At 48.6% G+C, this 17825-nt stretch carries 22 protein-coding genes; 10 read left to right on the forward strand and 12 right to left on the reverse strand.

Going from position 1 to position 17825, the window contains the following annotated elements; all coding sequences use genetic code 11:
• Positions 1 to 79: 79 nt before the first annotated feature.
• Positions 80 to 343, reverse strand: a complete 264-nt coding sequence (locus tag ACO6VE_RS15100) for a LysE family translocator (RefSeq protein ID WP_422462107.1) — start codon at positions 341 to 343, stop codon at positions 80 to 82.
• Positions 344 to 508: 165 nt separating this feature from the next.
• Here ACO6VE_RS15100 and ACO6VE_RS15105 point away from each other — a divergent pair, with 165 nt between their 5' ends.
• The 3 genes from ACO6VE_RS15105 to ACO6VE_RS15115 are packed head-to-tail and all read left to right on the forward strand — an operon-like array spanning position 509 to position 2114.
• The gene (locus tag ACO6VE_RS15105) at positions 509 to 1393 is read left to right on the forward strand and encodes a PLP-dependent aminotransferase family protein (RefSeq protein ID WP_422462109.1); all 885 of its coding nucleotides are present in this window, start codon (positions 509 to 511) and stop codon (positions 1391 to 1393) included.
• A 17-nt stretch (positions 1394 to 1410) separates the two neighbouring features.
• On the forward strand, positions 1411 to 1578 hold the full coding sequence (locus ACO6VE_RS15110; protein ID WP_422446712.1) for a hypothetical protein: 168 nt from the start codon (positions 1411 to 1413) through the stop codon (positions 1576 to 1578).
• A 2-nt stretch (positions 1579 to 1580) separates the two neighbouring features.
• Positions 1581 to 2114, forward strand: coding sequence for a DUF2878 domain-containing protein (locus ACO6VE_RS15115; protein ID WP_422446714.1), 534 nt, complete (start codon positions 1581 to 1583; stop codon positions 2112 to 2114).
• Positions 2115 to 2184: 70 nt separating this feature from the next.
• On the opposite strand, the gene ACO6VE_RS15120 is transcribed toward ACO6VE_RS15115, so the two are convergent.
• Positions 2185 to 2670: a hypothetical protein gene (locus tag ACO6VE_RS15120; RefSeq protein WP_422462111.1), complete on the reverse strand. Its 486-nt coding sequence runs from the start codon at positions 2668 to 2670 to the stop codon at positions 2185 to 2187.
• A 284-nt stretch (positions 2671 to 2954) separates the two neighbouring features.
• Here ACO6VE_RS15120 and selD point away from each other — a divergent pair, with 284 nt between their 5' ends.
• Complete coding sequence (selD, locus tag ACO6VE_RS15125; protein WP_422462113.1) at positions 2955 to 3989, forward strand: selenide, water dikinase SelD; 1035 nt, start codon at positions 2955 to 2957, stop codon at positions 3987 to 3989.
• A gap of 124 nt (positions 3990 to 4113) precedes the next feature.
• Here the strand turns inward: selD and ACO6VE_RS15130 are convergent, their stop codons facing one another.
• The gene (locus tag ACO6VE_RS15130; protein WP_209203471.1) at positions 4114 to 4359 is read right to left on the reverse strand and encodes a hypothetical protein; all 246 of its coding nucleotides are present in this window, start codon (positions 4357 to 4359) and stop codon (positions 4114 to 4116) included.
• A 160-nt stretch (positions 4360 to 4519) separates the two neighbouring features.
• Positions 4520 to 4948, reverse strand: coding sequence for a secondary thiamine-phosphate synthase enzyme YjbQ (locus ACO6VE_RS15135; protein ID WP_422446720.1), 429 nt, complete (start codon positions 4946 to 4948; stop codon positions 4520 to 4522).
• A 424-nt stretch (positions 4949 to 5372) separates the two neighbouring features.
• Between ACO6VE_RS15135 and ACO6VE_RS15140 the strand changes: the two genes are divergently transcribed.
• On the forward strand, positions 5373 to 5750 hold the full coding sequence (locus tag ACO6VE_RS15140) for a RidA family protein (protein WP_422462116.1): 378 nt from the start codon (positions 5373 to 5375) through the stop codon (positions 5748 to 5750).
• Positions 5751 to 6000: 250 nt separating this feature from the next.
• Here the strand turns inward: ACO6VE_RS15140 and ACO6VE_RS15145 are convergent, their stop codons facing one another.
• The 7 genes from ACO6VE_RS15145 to ACO6VE_RS15175 form a co-directional block, all read right to left on the reverse strand.
• Entirely contained in the window at positions 6001 to 6549 is a 549-nt protein-coding gene (locus ACO6VE_RS15145; RefSeq protein WP_422446724.1) for a DUF2058 domain-containing protein, read from the reverse strand.
• Between the two features lie 181 nt (positions 6550 to 6730).
• Positions 6731 to 7501: a cytochrome c1 gene (locus ACO6VE_RS15150; protein WP_422462118.1), complete on the reverse strand. Its 771-nt coding sequence runs from the start codon at positions 7499 to 7501 to the stop codon at positions 6731 to 6733.
• On the reverse strand, positions 7501 to 8736 hold the full coding sequence (locus tag ACO6VE_RS15155) for a cytochrome b (protein ID WP_422446728.1): 1236 nt from the start codon (positions 8734 to 8736) through the stop codon (positions 7501 to 7503). The genes ACO6VE_RS15150 and ACO6VE_RS15155 overlap by 1 nt, the downstream gene beginning before the upstream one ends.
• Positions 8736 to 9329 (reverse strand): ubiquinol-cytochrome c reductase iron-sulfur subunit, encoded by a 594-nt coding sequence (gene petA / locus ACO6VE_RS15160; RefSeq protein WP_101745149.1) that lies wholly within the window; start codon positions 9327 to 9329, stop codon positions 8736 to 8738. The genes ACO6VE_RS15155 and petA overlap by 1 nt, the downstream gene beginning before the upstream one ends.
• 404 nt (positions 9330 to 9733) lie before the next feature.
• Positions 9734 to 10126 carry a 30S ribosomal protein S9 gene (gene rpsI, locus ACO6VE_RS15165; RefSeq protein ID WP_101745147.1) on the reverse strand — a complete coding sequence of 131 codons (393 nt, stop codon included), beginning with the start codon at positions 10124 to 10126 and terminating at the stop codon, positions 9734 to 9736.
• Positions 10127 to 10138: 12 nt separating this feature from the next.
• The gene (rplM, locus tag ACO6VE_RS15170) at positions 10139 to 10567 is read right to left on the reverse strand and encodes a 50S ribosomal protein L13 (RefSeq protein ID WP_101745146.1); all 429 of its coding nucleotides are present in this window, start codon (positions 10565 to 10567) and stop codon (positions 10139 to 10141) included.
• A gap of 250 nt (positions 10568 to 10817) precedes the next feature.
• Complete coding sequence (locus ACO6VE_RS15175) at positions 10818 to 11846, reverse strand: hypothetical protein (RefSeq protein WP_422462120.1); 1029 nt, start codon at positions 11844 to 11846, stop codon at positions 10818 to 10820.
• Between the two features lie 344 nt (positions 11847 to 12190).
• On the opposite strand from ACO6VE_RS15175, the gene rpe reads away from it, so the two are divergent.
• Positions 12191 to 12868: a ribulose-phosphate 3-epimerase gene (rpe, locus tag ACO6VE_RS15180; protein WP_422446733.1), complete on the forward strand. Its 678-nt coding sequence runs from the start codon at positions 12191 to 12193 to the stop codon at positions 12866 to 12868.
• Positions 12869 to 12974: 106 nt separating this feature from the next.
• Here rpe and ACO6VE_RS15185 read toward each other — a convergent pair whose 3' ends face one another.
• Positions 12975 to 14348: a hypothetical protein gene (locus tag ACO6VE_RS15185; RefSeq protein WP_422446735.1), complete on the reverse strand. Its 1374-nt coding sequence runs from the start codon at positions 14346 to 14348 to the stop codon at positions 12975 to 12977.
• A gap of 181 nt (positions 14349 to 14529) precedes the next feature.
• Between ACO6VE_RS15185 and ACO6VE_RS15190 the strand changes: the two genes are divergently transcribed.
• From ACO6VE_RS15190 to ACO6VE_RS15205, 4 genes are all read left to right on the forward strand, one after another.
• A complete protein-coding gene (locus tag ACO6VE_RS15190) occupies positions 14530 to 14841 on the forward strand; it encodes a hypothetical protein (protein ID WP_422446737.1) in 312 nt (103 codons plus the stop codon).
• 28 nt (positions 14842 to 14869) lie between these two features.
• The gene (locus ACO6VE_RS15195; RefSeq protein ID WP_422446739.1) at positions 14870 to 15094 is read left to right on the forward strand and encodes an AAA family ATPase; all 225 of its coding nucleotides are present in this window, start codon (positions 14870 to 14872) and stop codon (positions 15092 to 15094) included.
• A 653-nt stretch (positions 15095 to 15747) separates the two neighbouring features.
• Positions 15748 to 17238, forward strand: coding sequence for an anthranilate synthase component I (gene trpE / locus ACO6VE_RS15200; RefSeq protein WP_422446741.1), 1491 nt, complete (start codon positions 15748 to 15750; stop codon positions 17236 to 17238).
• The gene (locus ACO6VE_RS15205; RefSeq protein ID WP_422446743.1) at positions 17238 to 17822 is read left to right on the forward strand and encodes an anthranilate synthase component II; all 585 of its coding nucleotides are present in this window, start codon (positions 17238 to 17240) and stop codon (positions 17820 to 17822) included. Before trpE ends, ACO6VE_RS15205 begins: the two co-directional genes overlap by 1 nt.
• Positions 17823 to 17825 lie beyond the last annotated feature (3 nt).

Consider the following 17825-nt stretch of genomic DNA (forward strand, 5'->3'; position numbering starts at 1 on the left):
GGAAATATTGATGATGATGACTTTTTATAGTCGCTTCTTTCCGAGTAAGCCTTGAATTATCAAGGGATTAGGCATTAAGTCAGTGCCATTGATACATGGACCCAATATATTTCAACCCCGTTTTCAGCTGTGGATACCTCTCAAAGACACTCCCCAGTCCAAATGCAACCCCAAGAAACAGAATAAAGAACCCAATAGACACACCCAGCATGTGGGGAATACTTCTGGCAAAGCCATAATTGACCCCGCTGGCTGCCAGCATAATATTATTGGGCCCCGGTGTAATACTGGAACTCAAGGCAAAGGCTACCAATGGTAACCAGAGTATCTCTATCTCATTCATTTTTCCCTCTGTAAATTTTAATAATGCCCTTGAAAATTGCCCCCATACAATCAAACAAACGACGATATAAAGGTTCCAATGCAGTATGATGCATGGACAAAAAAGCGTGCAATTAATAAATTGTCACCATGACAAAGATATCATTTCAAACATAATAAAAAGACAATGGATAAAGAAATAAGCTTCCCGGGCTGGCTGAAAAGCCTTTCCTTCAATTCCGGCCCCAAATATATGGCTCTCGCCGATGCCATCGAGCAGGCCGTTAAAAATGGATCATTACACTCAGGCGATAAACTGCCTACTCATCGCTGGCTTGCCGATGTTCTTAACGTAACCATTGGTACTATTACCCGGGGCTATGCTGAAGCAGAAAGACGACGGTTGATTACCGCCAGAGTGGGCAGTGGAACTTTTGTCACCGGTAAGGTCTGGCAGCAGGCCCAATTCAATGTACCTCAAAAACCAGAGTCTACGGTTATTGATATGAGCCTGCCCCTTCAGGTTCCGGCACCGAGAGAAGAGATACTGGCCGAGACGCTGCAAATGATTGCATCAGACCCTCTGCGCATGACTTCTCTGCTGGACTATCTACCTGAAACCGGACTTGAAAGGCATCGCAGTATCATTGCCGGATGGCTTGCAACGCTGTCGATCCATGTAAATCCAGACAATATTCTTATCACCAATGGGGGCCAGCATGGCAATATGATGGCTCTTCAGGCAGCCACCCGGCCAGGGGACACCATCGTTTCCGAGTCCCTTACCTATCCGGGGTTCATCAATGCGGCAAGGCAATGGCAAACTCACCATATAGGTTTGCCGATGGATGAGCATGGCCTGATTCCAGAAGCACTGGAACAGTGCTGCCTGCAACACCGCCCGAAACTGCTGTATCTAATGCCATCCCTGCAAAATCCGACAGCGCTTATTATGCCAATACAACGGCGAGAGCGAATCATTGAGATAGCACGCAGGCACAAACTTATAGTTTTCATGGCTGGATCAAGCTACCCGAACCCTGGCGGGCCGAGACTTTTGTACGACATCTGAACAATAAAGGAGTAAAAGTGCTCCAGTCAGAACTGTTTGCCGTTGGCAGCTACTCAGTTCCCCAGGCCGTTCGCCTTTGTATAAGCAGCCCTGATAGTGACAATAAAGTTCAGTTCGCTTTGGAAACCATTCGGGACATCCTGACCGTAGAACTGGACCCTATCTATCGACCACTGGTGTTCTAATAATGATGACAAACGACAAAATAAAACTGATTGCTAATTATCTGCTTTTCCAGCTTGGCTGGCTTGCCTGTGTTCTTGGGGGGGATCAAATTGCCCTGGCTGCAGCCGTAATAGTCCTTTTTATCCACTTGCTATGGATAGGTAACTGGCATAAGGAAAAACAAATACTGGCTCTTACCTTTTTACTGGGGTGCGCTATCGATAGCTTTCTTGGAAATCTGGAAATCCTGCAGTTTAGCTCTCAACTGGATGACGCTGGACGTATTTTACCACTCTGGCTGGCCTGTCTGTGGCTGATATTCGCCACCACTCTAAGGCACAGCCTTGACTGGTCCCGAACCCACAAACTCTACGGAGCCATACTGGGCTTCCTTGGGGGACCATTAAGCTATTTGGCCGGGTCAAAAATAAGTGATGTAACCCTAGCCCAGCCTTTATGGCAGACGCTGTTGATCCTGGCCATTATCTGGGCAGTTGTTATCCCAATGCTTCAGTCCTTTTCCCAGGCATGGCTGGATAAAGCAAAAAGTGGATAACGCCTTATGCTACTCAGCAGCTTTTTCAGTTTAAAAAGCTGCTGTCAGCTATAAAACCACCGGTAAACAGTCAATCAATTTCTGCCTCGTACTCTTTATAAGCGAAAATCCGATTAATGTGATGACTCCTGGTCAGCTTCTTAAACCAGTACGTACACCAATGCTCCGGCGTTATTGAATCCGCCGGGGCAGGAACACCTGCCTCAAAATAATCAATCAGAACACTCTGATCTTCATCATCCAGCACATTAAATAATATTCCGGGACCGGCGGTAGAGCCGTCATCCAACAGCCGCACCCTGGGATGAAAGATCATATCTATATTAACTCGCCAGATATCATATTTATTACACATCATCAGGCGAAAACGCGCAGTATCAAACTGGGCACCTGAACCTGCTTTAATAAATTGATAAGACTCCAGCCAGGCGGGAAATTTACGAACAACCAGACCTTCGATCTTGCGATCACCGCTGGAAAGCCACTGCTGCAACGCTGCCGACTGTTGCTGCAGCAAATCATCGATAGAAGAACAAGGCAAAGTTAGTGCTCCCATCCGATTCTCCTGATTCATCAATTATCGCTATTCTTCTTTCGCTTTGGATCAACCTGATCCAGGGGAGTAGCAATATGTAATCCAAAATGTATAGTTTTATACAGCTAGCTACTTACACTGACGTCTAAAATTACCTTTTATCACAGAGAAATGACATTAGAAACCTCTGTTTTCTATGGGTGCCCCGCAAATGTGTGCAACCTTCTCGCCCTTAAGGCATTTAATAAAAGGGTTCGCGGTGCTAAAGTACGCGCATTTCAAGCGTTAGCTCAGAGGCAGTATTAATGAAGGATCTGAAGCTCACAGAATACAGTCATGGTGCGGGATGTGGATGTAAAATTTCACCACAGATTCTTGACGGTATTTTGCAAACCAACCTTACTCTTCCAGAGTTTCCTAACCTGGTTGTAGGTAATGCCAGCAAAGATGATGCAGCCGTTGTTGACCTGGGCAATGGTGAAGGGATCATCAGCACGACTGATTTCTTTATGCCTATTGTTGATGATCCATTTGACTTTGGTCGCATCGCTGCGACAAATGCCATCAGCGATATTTACGCCATGGGTGGCACGCCCTTAATGGCCATAGCCATTCTTGGCTGGCCCGTTAACAAGCTACCGCCGGAAGTCGCAGCCCAGGTAGTAGACGGTGGTCGTCAGGCCTGTGCCGATGCAGGTATACCTCTGGCCGGAGGCCACAGTATCGACGCCCCTGAACCCATCTTCGGACTTGCCGTCACTGGTCGTGTATCCCTTGAGCATCTGAAAAGAAATGATCAGGCTCAGGCCGGTCACAAGCTTTATCTGACCAAGCCGCTTGGCGTTGGTATTCTCACAACAGCACAAAAGAAAAAGCTGTTGCAGGAGGAGCACCAGCATATTGCCCGTGACTCCATGTGCGTAATGAACACCATGGGGGCTGACCTGTCTCTGCTGAATGGCATCAGTGCCATCACCGATGTTACTGGCTTTGGTCTTCTTGGCCATCTTCTCGAGGTTTGTGAAGGCAGCAAGGTAAAAGCCAGGCTGTATAACGACAAGCTGCCACTTCTTCCTCATGTGGAAACCTATCGTCAACAGGGCTGCATTCCCGGCGGAACGGAAAGAAACTATGCCAGCTATGGCCACAAAGCCGCCAATATTACCGAGCAACAGAAACACATTCTCTGTGATCCCCAAACCAGTGGTGGACTGTTGGTCGCGGTAGATCCGGCGGCCGAAGAAGCTTTCCATAACGTCGCGGCAAGATTTGAATTGTCTCTGGAGCCAATTGGAAAACTATCGCCTTACGACGGTGGTAATTGGGTAGAAGTCGTTTGAATCTTCTGGAAGCGCTCACTGATCATTTTTCATGGGCAGTCTTGCATCCATGCTGTCGTGCGCTTCTGGTATAAAATATATATGCAAAAAAAAACCCGGCGAATACCGGGCTTTAACGGTTAAACTATATTGGTCTGTTACCATATTCACCGGAGGGCTTTTTCGGTGGGTCTGCGGTAATGTTCGATGGAACCTCCTCAATCTGGCCTCCTTTCTTCAAAAACTCTTCTACCTGGGCATCCAGACTTGCCCTGAGTTTTTTACGAGACTCAACGGTCCTCTCTTCAGCAGGTTCGTCGCGGCTCCCCAGAAACCCTATATCAGCGCCATCAAAACCAGCAGCAGCTTTAGTCGGCTTTTTCCGTGCCATAGCTATGTCCTCTAGGTACTGGTTTTCGGAATATCCATTCCGAAATATTGAGATTGACTTCTTGTACAATTTTTATAGTTATAGTCCAGCATTGTTAAAATGCCAGTTTGGTCTCACCCTCCTGTATAAAAAATACATTGTTGCTGCTTGTTTTTTATCATTACGTATAACTTTCACCGTGTAAAGTGATGATTAACTTACGACTTCCGCCACTGTCTCTGTGTTCCCCCAGCCATATCCCCTGCCAATTACCCAAAGCCAGCGAACCGTCCGTGATTGGAATGATTACATCGGCACCAAACAGGCTGGATTTAATGTGGGCCGGCATATCATCACTGCCTTCTATCACATGGAGAAAATACTCTTCATTTTCAGGGATATAATGATTACTGAAGGCTTCCATATCATGACGGACATTGGGGTCGGCATTCTCATTGAGTGTCAGTGAAGCAGAAGTATGCTGTAAAAAGATATGACAAATCCCTGTCTTATAATTCTCCAGCTCCGGTAACTGACCAATAATTTCGGCCGTAACCACATGAAACCCCCTCCGATAGGGACGCAGCTGAACCTGTTTCTGGAACCACATAATTTAACCCTCACTCAAAGGTGCCGATAACAATCCGTCAGTCATAAAAGATCCGTATCCATGATGTCACTTTACGATAAAAATGTGACAGTTTTGAAATCTGTCGTGATGTTCATAATCCGGAAACCGGGCTATCTACCCATGACAGTTTATATAAGTCCAGATTAAGCTTTCAGAATTCAAAAAACACTATATGGAGAGGAGTTTTGAGGACGAGGCTTTTCGGCTGAGTTTTCTCCTTGCCATCAAGTTCTACACAAAGCATACCTGCCAAAAAACGACACCTGAAGAATAAACATAACAGTCATGACCTTTGAGAAACCGGTCAAAAATAAACCCCTAAATTCACTTTGAACCGATGACAAACACACGCGACATCTCTAAAATCTCGCCCCTTTCCCTTAAACAAAGCGGCTTAATCATCATGGACAAAGTGATCGAAACCCCTGACGCTCCTCCGGCTATCGGCCCATATTCTCAGGGTATGCGCTTTGATAACCTGGTTTTCACATCTGGCCAGCTGCCAATCGATCCGGAAACCGGAGAAGTATCTGAAGACACCAAACAGCAGGCTCATCAGTGCCTGAAAAACCTGAAAGCGGTATTGGAAGCGGCCGGCAGCGGCATGAACCGGGTGAAAAAAGTCACCGTATTCGTTCGCGATATGGATGAGTTCAGCAATATAAACGAAGTCTACAAGCAGTACTTCAAAGTACCTTTCCCTGCCCGCAGCCTGGTTGAAGTTGCCCGTCTGCCAAAAGATGTGAAGGTAGAAATTGAAGCCCTGGCAACGGTTGACTAACCCGTTGGCAGAGCAGCCAACAATGGTTCTCATTCATTAAGTAACATTTCGAGAACCCATTAATTGAACGGGGGGGTTAAGTAGTTAACCAAATGAAATCATATATTTCTGACTAAGTTGTCAGTCACTCTGCGGCGTTGCAACTCCGGTCACATAGCTACGGCTATGCTCCCTACGTTGCGCCTTGCATAGCAACTGCCCACTTAGCCAGAAATATACGATTCCATTTGGCCAACTACTTAAGCCCCCGTTACCACATCAGGTCATCCGGAATCTGATAATCCGCATACCAGTCTTCTTCTTCCTCGGTCAGATCGCCAGACTTATCATTCTGTATGACAATCGCTTCTGGCTTACGCTCGGCAATCTTACTGGCCACCGGCGCAGGGATGACCAGAAAATCGTCGCCCAGTATCGCCAAGGCCAGCAACCCCCTTTCCAACTTGGTTAACTGTTCATCAGTCACATAAATTTTCTTGATTTTGTTTTCATAAACAAACTTATATTCTGCATCGCCCCCATTACGGGACAATGCATTAGTCTCAATCAGTTGACGAACCTGTGCGTCCAACGCCTTACGCTGACGTTCATCTTCAAGCTGTCGATTCAGCTCACGATCTTTCTCAGCCTGAGCCTGCCTCTCTTTCTCCAGCTCAATACGGCGTTTTTCCTGATCGGTCATATCACCAGAGCGGGCAGCCTGCTGTTTCTTTTTCTTATTACTGGTCTTGGCCTGTAATGCCTGTTGTTTTGTCGCAAGGCCAGCTTTCATCAGCTGGTCACGAAGTGATTTACTCATCGTCTTAAATACCAGAGGGGGATTCAAAAAACTGGAATCTTAGCAAGCCCTTCTACTGACAGCCAGAGATGAAATCCACCATTGTCTGCTTTTTGATAATCACAAAAAGCACAAAGCCCACAAAGAAGAGCCTTCCTTTGTGGGCTTGTTGGTTCAGAGAGCCGATAACGGCGACTAATGCCTAGTGGACATCCTTCCAGAATTCCCGTTTGAGCAGATAGGCAAACACGAAGAGCAGCGCCAGGAACAGGTATACATAAATACCCAGCTGCTTACGCTGTTCTTGCATTGGCTCCGCAGAGTAAGCCAGGAAGTTGGTCAAATCATAGGCCATTTGATCGTATTCGGTGGGCGTCATACTCCCCTTACGCTCCGGATCAACCGTCAGGCCACAGATCTTGTCTCCGGTCAGCGGGTCACGGGCCGTTGGGTCTGTATCACCGCAATTGTCGATCTGTACTCCCTGAAGCCCCAGAAGCACATGGGGCATACCAACATCCGGGAAGACCTTGTTATTTACCCCATAAGGACGGCTTGGGTCTTCGTAGAAGGTCCGAAGGTAGGTATATAGCCAGTCAGGCCCACCTTTAACGCGGGACACCAGTGTCAGGTCCGGAGGTGTAGCACCAAACCAGACCTTCGCTTCGTCCGGGTCCATGCTGTTATGCATCAGATCACCGATCTTGGCAGACTTATCGAACACCAGGTGCTCCATCATCAGGTCATGGGGAATGCCAAGGTCATCCGCTACCCGCTCATAGCGCTGATACTGGGTCGCATGACAACCTGCACAGTAGTTCTGGTAATACTTCGCCCCCCGCTGCAGCGAAGCTTTGTCAGAAGGGTCCACATTGGCCTCATCAAGCGGGTATCCCCCACCGGCTGCTGCCGCCAACGATGAAAACAGCACCGAAACCAGAAACAACTTAATGGTCAGTATTATTCTTTTCATTAGCCGGTCACCCTCTCAGGTACAGGTTTGGTCTTCTCCCATCGTGTGTAGAAAGGCATCAACAGGAAGAACGCAAAGTAAATCAGCGTACAGATCTGGGCAATGAGTGTATAAGTCTCAGTAGCCGGTTGCGTTCCGAGCCAGGTCAGCAAAATAAAGACAAAGGCAAAAACCACAATGCTGGTTCTGCTGATCATGCCCTTGTAACGCCATGACCTGACCGGGCTGCGATCCAGCCAGGGCAGAACAAAGAGAATGGCAATGGCACCACCCATGGCGACAACCCCACCCAGCTTGGAGTCGATTGGCCCGATATCAAAGGTAATCGCCCTGAGAATGGAGTAGAACGCCCCAAAGTACCAGACTGGTGCAATATGCTCGGGCGTCTTCAGGCCGTTGGCCGGTTCAAAGTTGGCATGCTCAAGGAAGAACCCGCCCATCTCCGGGAAGAAGAAAATAATGCCACAGAACACGAACAGGAAGACCACAACACCGACAATATCCTTAACGGTGTAATAGGGGTGAAAAGCGATACCATCCAGAGGCACACCATCCGGCCCTTTGTTCTTCTTGATATCTATACCGTCCGGATTGTTTGAGCCCACTTCATGCAATGCCAGGATGTGCAAAACCACCAGACCAAGAATAACGATCGGCAGCGCAATGACATGCAGTGCAAAGAAGCGGTTCAGGGTAATACCGGAAATCAGGAAGTCACCACGAATCCACTGCTGAAGATCCGGACCAATTACCGGAATAGCGCCAAACAGGGAAATAATTACCTGCGCCCCCCAATAGGACATCTGCCCCCAGGGCAACAGGTACCCCATAAAGGCCTCACCCATCAGCGCCAGGTATATGGCCATACCAAAGATCCAGATCAACTCCCGTGGTGCCTTGTAGGACCCGTAGAGAAGACCACGAAACATGTGGCAGTAAATCACCACAAAGAACATGGATGCGCCGGTAGAGTGCATGTAGCGGATCAACCAGCCATATTCCACATCCCGCATAATGTACTCAACAGAAGCAAAAGCAGCTTCAGCGCTGGGAACATAGCTCATGGTCAGCCAGATGCCCGTCAGGAGCTGGTTAACCAGAACCAGCAGGGCCAGAGAACCAAAGAAATACCAGAAGTTGAAGTTTTTGGGCGCATAATATTTGCTGAGATGCTTCTCCCACGCCTGGGTGACGGGAAGTCGGGCATCAACCCAGGCCATTATTTTATTTCCCATCACGCATTCTCCTCATCTTTACCGATAATCAGAATATCATCGCCTTCAAAGGAGTAAGGTGGCACGACCAGATTCGTTGGGGCAGGAACTCCTTTATACACCCGACCGGCCAGATCGAACCGCGAACCATGACAGGGGCAGAAATACCCCCCCTTCCAGTTGGCATCAAACTCCATGGGTTTGACTTCCGGCAGATATTTTGGAGAACACCCGAGGTGGGTACACAAACCGACCAGAACAAGAACATCTTCCGTCCGTGAACGGTACGGATTGGTGGCATACTCAGGCTGCTCTGAGCTTTCTGATTTCGGGTCGCGCAAACGCCCATCCTGTGATGGCAGTTCATTAAGCATATCTTTGGTACGTCGCAGCACAAAGACTGGTTTACCCCGCCATTCATAGACAACCTGTTGCCCGGGTTCCAGTTTGCTTAAATTGACTTTTACCGGTGCACCGGCAGCCTTAGCTTTTGCACTCGGGTTCCACGACTTCAGAAAAGGCGTAGCAACCCCTACAGCACCGGCAGCCCCCACCACCGAAGTCGCTGCCACGAGAAAGCGGCGCCGGCCTTTGTTTATGCCGTTGTCACTCATTAACCTACTCTCCCCATCCGGGCTGAACGCCCAATGACTTCTTTTTGTTCATGGGTGTGATAACAGATTTACTTCTGAAACAGGGCTTTTGTTAACCCGGAAAGGACAAAGACTCAAAAGCTCTCTCGCAGAACCACCCGCACCTCAAATAACAACCTGACAGCTGCAATCAACTCCCAACAATAAAGCCGCCTCGCATTATACTTACCCACATAAGCGGCAGTGCGTAATGATACTGGTTTTAACGCATAAAAAAAATGCCCAAAACAAGGCACAGGTTTTTTAATAAAAGTTTCAGGCATAAAAAAACTTCCCGATACGCTCTCCCGAAAGAGGCACAAAGGGAAGCTTTCCAGTAATCCAGGCAACCAGCCGGAAAACCGGCCGGTGGTCTGAGCACAATATCAGCGCTTGGAGAACTGTGGACGCTTACGGGCTTTACGCAGACCCACTTTCTTACGCTCAACTTCACGAGCGTCACGGGTAACGTAGCCAGCTTTACGCAGAGGAGAGCGCAGAGTCTCATCGTACTGCATCAGCGCGCGGGTGATACCATGACGGATAGCACCAGCCTGACCAGAACCGCCGCCACCAGATACAGTGATCTTGATGTCGAACTTTTCAGTCAGCTCAGTCAGTTCCAGAGGCTGACGAACTACCATTCGAGCAGTTTCACGGCCGAAGTATTCGTCCAGGGAACGGCCATTGACAGTGATACTGCCAGAACCAGCTCTCAGGAAAACACGTGCGGTTGAGGACTTACGACGTCCAGTTCCGTAGTATTGAGTTACAGACATAACCACCCCTGATTAAATTTCCAGTTGCTGAGGCTGCTGAGCAGCATGCGGATGCTCGCTTCCGGCATAAACCTTCAGCTTGCTGTACATGGCACGACCCAGAGAATTCTTGGGCAGCATCCCCTTAACAGCCGTCTCGATTACCAGCTCAGGCTTGTGGTCGATCAGCTTGTCAAAGCTGATGGACTTAAGGCCGCCGATGTAACCGGTGTGGCGGTGGTACATCTTGTCAGTAGACTTACGTCCGGTAACACGTACTTTCTCAGCGTTTACTACAACGATGTAGTCGCCAGTGTCCACATGAGGAGTGTACTCTGGCTTATGCTTGCCGCGCAGACGCAGAGCGATTTCTGTTGCCAGACGACCCAGGGTTTTGCCTTCGGCATCAACTACGAACCAGTCACGTTTTACGGTTTCTGGCTTAGCACTAAAAGTTTTCATTAAATTCGCCTCTATGATACCGCTGACGCGATACCTGTTCCTACATGGCCGTTCCCTGCTGGGCAAGAGCCAGGCTAATAGCCCCAGATCAGCAATACCGGCCTGTTCAAAACATTGGGCGCTCAATCGGGAAACGGGAGCGGTATTATACCGTTTGGCAAGAGGAAATAAAGCCCCCTGCGAACCGGATCTCTGTTAAAAACCCGGAACCACACTTTGCATCATTAATTTACATAGCACGGCGACATGACTAACGAGCAACCCGCAAATCGCTGTCAGAAGCCCTGAGGACTTTTAAAATATGCCGCCCCTGAAAGTCCGGGTTAAACTGAAGACCTTCCGGAAGCACCCTTCTGCCAAACCTCTCAAGCTCTGAGGAAGCAGCACTGGTTCGGACTTCAACGGCCAGTAACAGGGAGTTCAGCAGGAAGCCAATAATGCTTCGACTCCATAAACTCACACCAAAACCACCGGCAAGGGCAGCGTAAGTGACGATAAAAGAGACCCTGTTAACAAAACCGTTTTTCTGATCCCCGTGATACCCGGTCACCATTCTCACAGGAGGCTGCGTTCTGTCATTATCGGCAAAACTGAACCCGACACCTTCTGAGAGGCCGTTAATACTTAAAGGCCCGCCAAGATCGAGAAAAAGCTCATTATCCCTGGGAAATTTGTAATATCGATAACCATAAATACCTCCCCGCCCCGCGCTACTAATGTACAGTGACTTAAGATCCATCCACTCAAGGCTCATAATGTAAAGCGTTCTTTCCGGGGACAGCATCAAATCAAGGGCTGACTGATGGGTTGCCAGAATTAAAAAAAGTAATAACGGGTTTTTCTGCAAAGGGGCAGGCATTGTCCTTGAATCAATTTTTTTTACCAACCGCCTGACCTTACTTTCCGTGGTAAATCGCACCTTGTAACCCGAAACCTCTGATGCGGATTCAGTCAATATTGCCTCATAGTCCACCAACAACAATTGCCCGGTTCGTTTAAGGTAAGAGAGGTAATTGACATAACCAAAAACTCCATCCTCCACTTCCTCCATTTGATCAATCTCTTCCGCCTCTGACGGGACTGAAATCATTATTCGACAGGACTCGGCAACCCCCTGCTGGCACCCCCCGGTATATTTCAAATCCCCCTTAACACCGAAGATATCCCTCAATTCCACGGAGCCCACATAGTCTGAAGCCACAACGTCGTCAGACTGGCCCTGATAATTCGCCATTGCCTGGCCGGTGATAATCAGTGCGATACAACAATATCGCCTCATTCCCCACACCAAAGCGCTTGAAAAAATCGTCTTAATTTTTACCACAAGCCTCACCAACAATGCTGCCAACCAAATGAACTTTACCCTTTTTTCGAGGCGGTCCCTCCTCCAGTCGATAGACCGTTGACCAGAAGATAACGAGATGCTCAGTCAGCACAGTGCGTGACGTAAAAGCATAGACGATGTCAACCATTGTGACTAATTGTGCTGGCATTACGCTGCGGTCTCAGCCTGAAATGGTGGCCGGTCTATCCCTGCGATGTGTCAGAGCCGGTTGTACCTGACAGGGCCCTGACAACCCGCTACAATCGCCGGAAATCATACACAGGCAGATCAGGAAAACCATGCGCGACTATATTATTGCCCCGAGTATTCTTTCCGCAGATTTTGCCCGCCTGGGCGAAGAGGTCGATCATGTTCTGGTCGCCGGAGCGGACTGGATTCACTTTGATGTTATGGACAACCACTACGTCCCGAACCTCACCCTGGGCCCGATGGTCTGCAAGGCACTGAGAAAGCATGGCGTCACTGCCCCCATCGATGTTCACCTGATGGTGAGCCCTGTCGATCGTATCATCGGTGATTTTATTGAAGCCGGTGCCAGTATGATCACTTTCCATCCGGAAGCATCTGAACATATTGATCGTAGCTTACAACTGATTCGCGAAGGTGGCTGCCAGGCTGGGCTGGTACTCAATCCGACAACATCCCCCGATGCGCTTGAGTATGTGATGGACAAGCTGGATATGGTCCTGTTGATGTCGGTCAATCCCGGCTTTGGCGGTCAGAAGTTTATCCCCTCAACCCTGAAAAAACTGTGCAGGGTGCGCAAGCTGATTGATAATAGCGGGCTGAATATCCGTCTTCAGGTAGATGGTGGTGTGTCGGCCAGTAATATCCGCCAGATTGCCGAGGCCGGTGCGGATACCTTTGTTGCCGGCTCCGCCATTTTTGGTGCTGACAACTATCAGGATGTCGTGACGCAAATGCGCTCCGAGCTGGCTGAAGTCGTGGCTTTATAAACCATGACAACATCCAGCGGCCATCCATTTCTGAACAACCTGACCCTGGTCATGTACGACCTGGATGGCACGCTGGTAGAAAGCGTGCCTGAGTGCGGGAATGGTGTCATGCAGTCACTGCTATTCCATTTCCCCAAACAGTGGCCTTTGAAGTTACCTTAACCTTACGCTGGTAAAGACGTGAACAAACCCGATTGCTGTGCCCCCATGCCTGCCGGGCAACCCTTGGCAGGCTGGGTACCGGATTCGACTTCTCAGCTCTGAAAAACAGATAGTTAAGCGCTGTATATAACGCGTATGCCCTTCGCGATATATAGGCCCTGGGCTTATCCTGATAACCACTCACCGCCGGTATCAACAACTTACTCAGCAGTTCGGGTCGCTCATTGCTGGTAGCGCAAAACTGCATATTCCAGGTTGTATAGAGATCACTCCAATGCTTCGGCAGCGGATAATTAAACAGAGGTTCCTGCCCCTGCTCATCCAACTCAGAAGCACATTGGGTGTATTTACCCGGATAATGCTGGGCCAGGGTCAAGCCTGCACAGGCATTTTCGTGACGGCCACTGACTGCCTCCACGGCGGTCGCTTCAATAATATTAAAGGGCAAAATACAACGCCCCTGCGAATGGGGATAATTTCGTTGCTTTCGACCTTTCAACATCTTCACAATAGGCTGCTCAACGGAGATGAGCTTAATCGCTTTTATGAAACCCAGCCCTCTGATAGCTCCCCCCATTTCATTTCGCTTTTTTTTCCACAAATGAACACACGCTTCCAGCACTTCGGCATTTTGAATCTGGGCTTTGGTCAGTAAATTGAGCGCCAGAGCAAATGGCAATACCGATTCCAGTTCATGAATAATTTCATTTTTACCCTTTTCGAGCATGCCTTCGTTCGTTTCACTGACATTAATAATGTTATGAATAGCACGCATCAAATAATCATTGTCCTTGATATTCCTGAAAACCTCACTGACTGCCTTTTCTATTGCTTCCTGCGAAGTATCATCGGATAAGTTACCACTGATTATTTCGAATATTTCCTGAGTCCACTCACCTCTGCAATCCATCAGCTCAAGATCTATGAAAGACTGCTTAACCTTTTCCCTCACTTCGTTAACATCAAGCTTCTGTATCAGCTTGCTGGCACGAGTATGCAAGTCACTCAGGAAACCATTGACCTTTTCTGTCTCTGCCGAACTCAGTGATGTTTCTGAGCGATCAACTGCTCCTTTCATACATAGTGCAATTTTCAAATAGATTGACAATGCTTTATTGCAGATATAAACCAAAGGCCTGCTAATAAGGTAATCGGTGATCTTTTTCCTGATCGTTGACGACCCGTAACCTTTATGTGAACGCTGGCCAGATGTCGCTTTTGGATTATTGAAATTGCTCGGCATCAAGCCTTGAGTCTGCACCAGTCCCTGAACTTCAGCCTGCAACAGACCCTGAGTATCCCTGGAATTTCCTATCATGTGAATCACCCTGCATAGTTTTAGCCATATCAAGAACCTACCCTATTGATTAACCGGATAAACTGACAAATTGATCAGAATGGCTAACAAACAATAGCAGCCCTGCATCAATAAGATTCAGGAACCTTTTCAGAAACGGGGAGTCGAACGGCATGCACATTATCAATATGACGGTCATACCATGAATGCAAATTCGACGACATATGACGGATCACTCAGCGCTAAAACTCTCTGGTATTTGAACAAGATAAGATCTTCGCAAGAATCTTTATCTTCTTCAGTATCCGCCTTAAAAAGGCATGCTGAGCAATTAACTGATGAACAACGCCTTAATCTTGTCAAAAAGATCAAGTCAGATAAGCGTCCCGGCTGGTCGGTTGACTTAAAACTCAGTGAAAGACAGTTACAATTTCAGTCAATACTTTTGAAACCATTCATATTGAGTCTTAGTAAAATAGGCAAAGTTACCATTGCAGATATTGGTCAATATTAATCAGTAAGTGTGTAGGCACAATCATTCCGTGAAGAACAATGTTGACTGGCAAAAGGTTGCCGATATGTTTGAAAAAGCCTGTAAGGTAAAAGGGGCCATTATTATGATTGATGAAATTGACAGTATGCTTCCGAAACGAAACGATGCTTCGCAGTTCAATGTTAAACGGACTAACGAATTGTTAAGACATATAGAAGCAGCGAATGAGAATCGCATCATCGTGGCGGGAACCACTAAAACAGTTTATCAGTGAAAAAACGGATAAAATCATGTGTAGTACTCAAGAAAATCCTGACACCTCCCCACTCCCATCGAAGCCGGGAAAATATAATCTGAGGTCAAAAAAGAGTTTTCTTTCTATCTTAAGCACTGAAGGAGCGGCCTTTGGATAGATATCAAGCCTGGGGAAAACATCATCGGCTGTAGATTCATATCAAGCAGCCCTTTGACCACTGATTTCAGGAAAAGATCAATATCAAAGCCATACGCAACCCATGCTCAAATCCAGATACACTGATTGCCCCGCCCGATGCACTTTCATCTTCGGGCCCCCAACCGGGGCAGCATACTCGCTGATTTGCAATAGCCCCTGTAGTCATATACCCTTAGCGCAGATCATAATGACATAAAGCAGTACTAAAGAGTCTGGATAAATCCTGCCCTGGTACGGAGTTTGCTGTGAAGCCCTGTCAAAGCCAAGACCATTTTCACCAACATCGCTTTCGACTCAGATACAACGACCATAACGGCTGTTCCGATACTTCCTTGTCTTCAACTTCCCTCCACACTGCCTCCTGGCGCTGGCCATAGGCCTGCCAATTTCACTTAGCCCAACGGCAACATGGTTGTTGCCAAACATAGATAATTTCAATCAATAATCCTGTTAGCTTATTCGAGAGAGCTGCTATGACGCCTGAAGCGTTTACGCGTCTGACCAGAGAAGGATACAACCGCATCCCCGTTGTACGTGAGATTCTGGCAGACCTGGACACACCATTAACCACCTATCTCAAGCTCGCCAATGGCCGCTACTCCTACCTGCTGGAGTCCGTGGAGGGCGGTGAAAAGTGGGGCCGCTACTCGATGATTGGCCTGCCCTGTCGCACCTTGCTCCGGGTCAATGGCGATCGTATTCAGATCGAAACCGATGGCCAGATTGTCGAAGAACACACCACCAGCGACCCACTGGCGTTTATCAAGGCATTCCAGCAACGTTATCAAGTGCCGGAGTTGCCGGAACTGCCCAGATTCACCGGCGGCCTGGTGGGTTATTTTGGTTACGATACGATTCGCTACATTGAGCCCAAACTGGCACAAAGCGCCCCGAAGGACGAACTGCATACACCGGACATCCTGTTAATGGTGTCTGACGAACTGGTGGTATTCGACAACCTCAGTGGCAAACTGATCCTGATTACCCATGCGGACCCTGACCAGCCAGCCGCGCTGGAAAAAGCACAATCCCGCCTGGACAACCTTGTACGCCAGCTGCAAACCAGCCACATTCAACCTCCGGTCCAGGCCTCTCTGAACCCCGCCTGTGAAGGTGATTTTCAATCAGGCTTTGGCGAAGAAGCCTTCAAAGATTCCGTTGGCGCTATTCGGGATTACATTCTGGCAGGCGACGCAATGCAGGTGGTTCTCTCCCAGAGAATGTCGATCCCCTATGACAGTTCACCGCTGAATCTTTACCGGGCTCTGCGAAGCACCAACCCTTCCCCCTACATGTACTACATGGATCTGGGGGATTTTCATGTGGTGGGCTCTTCTCCTGAAATTCTGGCCCGGCTGGAAGATGGTGAGGTGACCGTAAGGCCCATTGCCGGCACCCGAAAACGCGGTGATACCGAAGAGAAAGATAAAGCGCTCGAACAGGAGCTGCTCAATGACCCCAAAGAGCTGGCAGAACACCTGATGCTGATCGACCTGGGAAGAAACGACGTTGGACGTGTAGCAACCACAGGCTCAGTAAAACTGACGGACAAGATGGTCATCGAGCGCTACTCCCACGTTATGCACATTGTCTCCCATGTGACGGGCGAACTGAAAAGTGGACTGGATGCCCTGGATGTACTAAAAGCTACGCTACCCGCAGGGACGTTAAGCGGGGCACCCAAAGTACGGGCCATGGAAATCATCGATGAAATGGAGCCGGTAAAACGGGGGGTCTATGGCGGCGCAGTGGGCTACCTGGCCTGGAACGGCAATATGGACACCGCTATTGCCATCAGAACAGCGGTTATCAAAGACCGGCAGCTCCATATTCAGGCCGGTGCCGGTATTGTTGCTGACTCCAGCCCTGACCTGGAATGGCAAGAAACCATGAATAAAGGGCGTGCAATGTTTCGTGCGGTAGCCATGGCCCAAACCGGATTCATTAAAGGGATGAAACACTGATGCTGTTAATGATCGACAACTACGACTCATTCACCTTTAACCTGGTTCAATACTTCTCGGAACTGGGGGCTACTGTCGATGTCCACAGGAACGATCACATCACCATTGATGACATCGAAACGCTAAAGCCAGACCATATCGTTATTTCTCCGGGCCCGTGCACGCCAAACGAAGCTGGCATATCCATGGATGTTATACGACATTTTCAGGGTAAGGTTCCGATCCTGGGAGTCTGTCTTGGCCATCAGAGCATTGGCCAGGTGTATGGCGGCAGGATTGTTCGTGCCCGACAGGTGATGCACGGGAAAGTTTCCCCGGTCTTCCATCAGGATTTCGGGGTGTTTCAGGGACTGGCCAACCCGGTCACCACAACCCGTTACCACTCACTGGTGATTGATAAAGAGAGTCTTCCTGATTGTCTTGAGGTCACCGCATGGACGCAATTTGCCGACGGCAGCAATGACGAGATCATGGGCGTTCGCCACAAAGAACTGCCCGTTGAGGGCGTGCAGTTTCATCCGGAGTCCATTATGACCGAACAGGGACATGACCTTCTGGCCAATTTTCTCAAACAGTCCATATAACCA

Origin of the sequence: Endozoicomonas sp. ALB115 (genome assembly GCF_049310245.1) — a bacterium.
Lineage (GTDB): Bacteria > Pseudomonadota > Gammaproteobacteria > Pseudomonadales > Endozoicomonadaceae > Endozoicomonas.